At 30.0% G+C, this 6,445-nt stretch carries 8 protein-coding genes; 4 read left to right on the plus strand and 4 right to left on the minus strand.

The window, feature by feature from the left end:
- Nucleotide 1 precedes the first annotated feature (1 nt).
- The gene (locus N4A40_08535; GenBank protein ID MCT4661892.1) at nt 2-1,090 is read left to right on the plus strand and encodes a response regulator; all 1,089 of its coding nucleotides are present in this window, start codon (nt 2-4) and stop codon (nt 1,088-1,090) included.
- Between the two features lie 54 nt (nt 1,091-1,144).
- Here N4A40_08535 and N4A40_08540 read toward each other — a convergent pair whose 3' ends face one another.
- The gene (locus N4A40_08540; protein MCT4661893.1) at nt 1,145-1,393 is read right to left on the minus strand and encodes a DUF5320 domain-containing protein; all 249 of its coding nucleotides are present in this window, start codon (nt 1,391-1,393) and stop codon (nt 1,145-1,147) included.
- Nucleotides 1,394-1,555: 162 nt separating this feature from the next.
- On the opposite strand from N4A40_08540, the gene N4A40_08545 reads away from it, so the two are divergent.
- Together N4A40_08545 and N4A40_08550 are read left to right on the plus strand one after the other, a co-directional pair.
- Entirely contained in the window at nt 1,556-3,340 is a 1,785-nt protein-coding gene (locus N4A40_08545; GenBank protein ID MCT4661894.1) for a diguanylate cyclase, read from the plus strand.
- Nucleotides 3,341-3,418: 78 nt separating this feature from the next.
- A complete protein-coding gene (locus N4A40_08550) occupies nt 3,419-4,282 on the plus strand; it encodes an EamA family transporter (GenBank protein ID MCT4661895.1) in 864 nt (287 codons plus the stop codon).
- On the opposite strand, the gene N4A40_08555 is transcribed toward N4A40_08550, so the two are convergent.
- The 3 genes from N4A40_08555 to N4A40_08565 all read right to left on the minus strand — a co-directional run bounded on the left by N4A40_08555 (nt 4,275) and on the right by N4A40_08565 (nt 5,762).
- The gene (locus N4A40_08555; protein ID MCT4661896.1) at nt 4,275-4,733 is read right to left on the minus strand and encodes a DMT family transporter; all 459 of its coding nucleotides are present in this window, start codon (nt 4,731-4,733) and stop codon (nt 4,275-4,277) included. The genes N4A40_08550 and N4A40_08555 overlap by 8 nt on opposite strands.
- A gap of 11 nt (nt 4,734-4,744) precedes the next feature.
- The gene (locus N4A40_08560) at nt 4,745-5,167 is read right to left on the minus strand and encodes a DMT family transporter (protein ID MCT4661897.1); all 423 of its coding nucleotides are present in this window, start codon (nt 5,165-5,167) and stop codon (nt 4,745-4,747) included.
- 136 nt (nt 5,168-5,303) lie between these two features.
- Entirely contained in the window at nt 5,304-5,762 is a 459-nt protein-coding gene (locus tag N4A40_08565; protein ID MCT4661898.1) for a GyrI-like domain-containing protein, read from the minus strand.
- 146 nt (nt 5,763-5,908) lie between these two features.
- Between N4A40_08565 and N4A40_08570 the strand changes: the two genes are divergently transcribed.
- Nucleotides 5,909-6,433 carry a GNAT family N-acetyltransferase gene (locus N4A40_08570; GenBank protein MCT4661899.1) on the plus strand — a complete coding sequence of 175 codons (525 nt, stop codon included), beginning with the start codon at nt 5,909-5,911 and terminating at the stop codon, nt 6,431-6,433.
- The last annotated feature ends 12 nt before the right edge of the window (nt 6,434-6,445 follow it).

The raw sequence follows: 6,445 nt of genomic DNA on the forward strand, positions 1-6,445 counted from the left end.
TATGGAAAAAACTTTGACAGATTGTAAAGTACTGATAGTAGATGATACTGAAATGAATATAGATATTTTAGTTGAAACATTGGAGGATAAGTATGAACTGTCAGTGGCCATGGATGGAAGTTCTGCATTAGAGTGTGTTGAACTCGAAAAACCTGATTTGATTTTATTGGACATAATGATGCCGGATTTGGATGGTTATACAGTTTGTAAGAAACTTAAAAAAGATGAGACAACGAGAGATATACCAATAATATTTTTAACTGCTATTACAGATGTTGGAAGCAAGGCAAAAGGATTTGAAGCTGGAGCAGTGGATTATATAACAAAACCCTTTGAGAGTATAGAAGTGCAAGCAAGAGTCAAAACTCATCTGTTACTTGAGAGAGCTAGAAAAGAACTTTTGAATCAAAATGAAATATTAGAAGAGCGTGTTAAGGAGAGAACTAGAGAGATTGAATTGACTCAGGAAGCTATGATAGATGCCTTTGCTACCTTGGCAGAATATAGGGATCCAGAAACTGGCGGACATATAAAGCGCACTAAAAATTATGTGAAAGTTATGGCAACAAAATTGAGCACATTGAATGAATATAAAGAGTTTATTACAAAAGATGTAATTGAAAAATATTATAGTTCAGCTCCACTCCATGACATAGGTAAAATTGGGATAAGAGATGAAATTTTACTTAAACCTGGACGATTAACTAGTGGAGAGTTTGATGAGATGAAAAAACATACAGTCTTGGGTCTAAAAGTTTTGGAAGAAGCTTCGCAGAATTTAGGAGAAAAATCATTTTTAAAATATGCTATGGAATTTTCGAAATATCATCATGAAAGATGGGATGGAAAAGGTTATCCAGAGGGACTTTCAAAATCAGATATTCCACTAGCTGGCAGAATAATGGCAATTGCGGATGTTTACGATGCGCTGATAAGTAAAAGAGTTTATAAACCTGCATTTTCTCATGAAGAAGCAGTCGAAATGATAAGGCAAGGAAGTAATAGTCAATTTGACCCTTCATTGGTAGATGTTTTTTTAGATATAAGTAATCAGTTTTATGATATATCTCAAAAATACAAAGATGAATAAATCTAAAAAATAGTGATAGCTCAAATAAATGTTTATTTGAGCTATCACTATTTTTTATTTAACTTTTGCTTCTAGTGATTCAATTTTTCCTTTTAGTTCTTTAATTTCTGATAACAAAGGATTATTAAAGTTATTATTAGAAATATTACGACGGCAAAATCTATTACCTTTTTTAAATCCTCTTCCGTTTCTGCAACCAAAATCTAGTTCATTAGCAGATTTTGAATTCCCTGTACACGTACCGAGTCCTCTTCCTGTCATAGTTCCTTGTCCCATAGGTCCTGTTCCATCAAATCGTGGCATAAAATTACCTCCTAAATGAATTTTCAAGTAATAAGTTACGGGCATATGCTCTTTATATTTACATTATAACATGTTTTGGGCATATGTCAAATATCTTTTTTGTTCTAATTATCTAGATTAGGGTACAAAATAACTAGATTAACTGAGGTGAGGATGAAGAAAATGAAGAATATAAAGATATTGTCAGAGATTGCTATGAAATTTATTTCATCAGATTCATTTGATTTGCAAATTAAAGAAACACTTGAGCTTATTGGAAATTATTTTTCCGTTAGTAGGGTCTATATTTTTATTGATAGTGATGATGGTGAAACTACAAGCAATACTTATGAATGGTGTGCAAATGGAGTAGAATCTGAGATATATAAGTTGCAAAATATAGGTTATAAACAATTTCCAAATTGGAGAGAAGAATTAATAGAAAAAGGAATGTTATGCTATGAGGAGATAGACAATCTTGACGAAGATTTAAGGGAGTTTTTAAATAACCAAAATATAAAATCACTAGTTATATATCCTATATATATAAATAAAAAATACAAAGGTTTTATAGGGTTTGATGAGTGTTTTAAAAACAGAAAATGGATAGAAAAAGAATTTGAAATGCTTAAAATAATATCGGGAATAATTTCAACTGTCTATGAAAAAAAAATGTATCAAGACAATCTAAAGTTAGCATTAAATCAATTTAAGATATTGTTTGATTATAATCCAGAGCCCATGGCAATAAACGATTATGAAAGAGAAGTGTTTCTTGATGTAAATCAGGCATTTTTATCAAAAATGCATTACAAAAGAGATGATGTTATAGGAAAAACTCCAAAAGAAATAGGTATAACTTCACTAGATGGTTCTGATTTTAGATTAATAGGTTTAATTAAGCGAAGAAAAACAATCAAAAATGCGCGGCTAGAATTTTTGGTAAAAGAAAAACAAGAACTTGTAGGTATATTTTCGGGAGAAATAATTGAAGTTGAAGGAATAAAGAAAATTTTGACAGTAATGAATGATATAAGCGAAGAGATAAAATTGAATAAAGAATTAGAAATTCAAAAGCAGAGATTAGAACACATAATAGAGGGAACTCACATGGGAACATGGGAGTGGAATATCCCAAATGGAACTGTGAGATTCAATGAAAGATGGGCAGAAATTATAGGCTATACGCTTGAAGAGCTTGAGCCAATAACTATAGAGACTTGGATAAAATATGCAAATAAAGAAGATTTAAAGAGGTCAAATGAGCTTTTACAAAAACATTTTAGAGGTGAAACTCCAAACTATGATTTTGAGGGAAGAATGAAACATAAAAATGGAAATTGGATTTGGATACTAGATAGAGGACGAGTTATGAAGTGGAGTGAAGATGGAAAACCAATAGAGATGTTTGGAACACATACAGACATAACAGAGAAGAAAAAACTACAAAATCAAATAGAAGAAATGGCCATAAGAGATGGACTTACTGGTATTTACAACAGGAGATATATATTTGACCGATTGAGAAAAATGTATTCAGAGTATAAACGAACAGGCAATAATTTTTCGGTAGCAATAATAGATATAGATTATTTTAAGAAGATAAATGATAATTATGGTCATATAGGCGGGGATCATGTACTAAAAGAGTTTACTAAATTGATACAAAATATGATTAGAGATTATGATTTGTTAGGTCGTTACGGCGGGGAGGAATTTATAGTTGTATTTCCAAATACGAAAACATCTAAAGCAGCAATGGTAGTAGAACGAATATTAAATAGAGTTAGGCAAAGTTGTTTTAGATATTCTGATAAAGATATTTGTTTTACGTTTAGTGCAGGAGTATATGATGCTTCTGAAATAAGTGGTGATAGTTCATCTATTGAAGAAATTATAGAGGGCGCGGACAATAGACTATACAAAGCAAAAAGAGGAGGAAGAGATAATATAATGATAAATGGATAAATATATATCAAAACTTGATGTGATTATAGTTCTGTGTTAAAATATTCAAATTAAAATATTTGAGGTGGTGTAGTTTTTATGAAAGAAAAATTTGCTATTGTTTTTTCAATGGTGTTATGGGGAAGTTTAGGTTTGTTTGTAAAAAATATAAAACTTCCAGCGATTGAAATAGCATTTGTCAGAGCACTGGTTGCAACAATTACTTTTATATTATTAAAATTTTTTCTTAAAAATAGGATAGGAAAAGTTAGGAAAAAAGACATAATTATATTAATTTTTTCAGGAATAGCTCTAGGAATTAATTGGATACTTCTATTTGAGGCATTTAAATACACTAGTATAACGAATGCTATTTTGAGCTATTATATGGCGCCTATAGTAGCAGTAATTTTGGGAATAGTATTTTTAAGAGAAAAAATCAGTGGTAAAGAAGTGGTTTCAATACTTATAGCAATCAGTGGTCTAGTTTTAATATTATTGCAAAATGATAGTTCACATACTGGGAGTGGAAGTATAGTGGGAATTATTTATGGATTAACTGCAGCTGTGTTTTATGCCATAGTAATGGTACTAAATAAGCAAATAGAAGATTTAGATTCTATAAATAAAACACTTTTGCAGATGGGGATAGCTTGTCTGATATTGCTGCCATTGGTTTATGGAAGACAGATGTTAGTTGTAAGTGATACTAAAGATTTTATTTTTATCCTGTTGATAGGAATAGTACACACAGCTATACCGTATGCACTTTATTTCGGCAATATTCCCAAAGTAAAAATACAAACAGTTGGTGTTATGAGTTACTTAGATCCAGTAACTGCATTGGTTTTAGGAATAATAGTTTTAGGAGAACCATTTACTGTATTTCATGCAGTGGGGATTGGATTTATAATTTTTGCTACTATTATTCAAAATAGAGAAAGAGAAAAGCTTGCTAATTAGTAGCAAGCTTTTCATTTATTCTATCAATCCATAGATTATAGGTTAGACCAAATAATACTAATAGACCTCCTATTATTTTGCCTATAGAGAACTCATTTAAAGTGAAGTAATCTATTAAACTGCCAGAAAATATTTGTCCAATAAATATTAGAAGAGTAAGGTAAAATGCAGAAATCTTGTGTGTAATATAATTTGATAGCAAAACGACAAATATACCTGCTGCACCACCAAAATATGCCCAAATTGGAACTAAAGGAAGTTCGCTTTTTATATTTCCAATTGAAGGAATAGAAAATATAAAAAAGAGTATAGATGTTAAAAGTCCCATTGAATAATGGATGAAAGAACCTTGTATCAATCCTGTATGCATAGATAAAGTTGCGCCTAAGATTCTAGATAGAACGATAAATACTCCAGCTAGTAGTGAAACAATTATAGCAAATAAAATCATAAAATACCTCCTTAAAAAACAGTCATTATAATTATGCCAAAACTTATTATTATCAATCCAACGATTTTTCTCCTATCAAATCTGATAATTTCCATTTCAAATAATCCAAAATGATCTATTATTATCGAAGTTATAGATTGACCCAAAAGGCTTAGTGCAATCGGAATAGATAATCCAAGAACTGCAAAACCAATGTTGTTGAAATATATGGGCAAAATACCTATAGCACCAGATAACAAAAGATAGATTGGGAATTTTTTCTTTAAATTAATTTTAGACTTCGAGATAATCATTATTACAAGAAGTATAGAACATCCAAGCAAATGAAATATAACAGTTGTAGTCGAATTACCAATATGTTTAGATAATGTTCCATTAAAAAGAATCATTATAGAAATAAATACACCTATTAGTGATGATAAAAAATTATTCATAAAAATTTCTCCTTTTCTTATTGCTAGCAGAGATAATGTAACATGAAATTAGACATAAAAAGAATGACGCCTGTCAACAATTTTGAAAATAAAAAAAGAAACATCGAAAATTATCATATTCGATGTTTCTTTTTGATTATTTAAGGGATATAAGTATGTCAGTTTGAAGTTCTTCGGGAGGAGTTTCAGCAGGGTCGTTTAAATAAAACTCATAAGAAACACCATCCCACTGCAAATTATTATCATCCATATATTTCATCAAGTCATTATAAGCTGCTTCAATATTGTTGTAAGCTCCTGTATACATTGTTTCTAAATAGTCACCTGCTAATATTTCATTACATTTTATATCTTGGCTAGGGGGCAATGGAATGTTTACTGGAAAGCCAATTTCAATATCCAAATCATCCATATCCATATTATAATATGCTACAAATGGAGGTCCTGATGGTTCTTCGTGAAGCTGAGTTATATAATTAAAAATTTTACCATAAGCTTTGCCAAGAACTTCGGGCAGATCTTTAACTGCACTTCTAGTTCTTATAGATAGTACACTTTGAGCTTCTTTTTCTACTACTTTACATTCATAAGGCATATAACCACTCCTTTAAGTATATTATTTTAGATACATATCTTAAATACCCTCAAAATAATACATCAAAACCTAGTAAATAATTTGATTATTGACAATACATAGTGAATTGAATAAGATTATATGTAAAAAAGCGAGGTGGAAAGAAAATGGAATTCAATTTAGATAGTTTGATTATAAGAAAAGCTGATATATCTGATGCCAAAAATATAATAGATTATGTTAATAAAATAGGTGGAGAATCTGATTTTTTGACATTTGGAGAAAATGAATTCAATGTAAGTGTAGAGAACGAAGAGAGCTACTTGGAAAGCATATTGAAATCCGATAATAGCCTGTTTATAATAGCAGAGGTTGATGGGAAAATAGCTGGAAATTTAAATTTTTCAGGTGGAGGAAGAACGAGAATCAAACATACTGGTGAATTTGGAGTTAGTGTACTTAAAGAATATTGGGGAAATGGAATTGGGAGATTATTAATAGAATATTTAATAGATTGGGCTAAAAAAAATGATGTGATAAAAAAGATAAATCTTAGGGTTAGAGAAGATAATCTTAAAGGAATAGAACTTTATAAAAAGCTAGGTTTTATAGAAGAAGGAATTATATCGAGAGATTTTATTGTTGAAGGCAAATTTTATAGTTCTATATGTATGGGATTGGAAATAGAATAAAAAAGACTTGAC

The sequence above is a fragment of the Tissierellales bacterium genome, from assembly GCA_025210965.1.
Lineage (GTDB): Bacteria > Bacillota > Clostridia > Tissierellales > JAOAQY01 > JAOAQY01.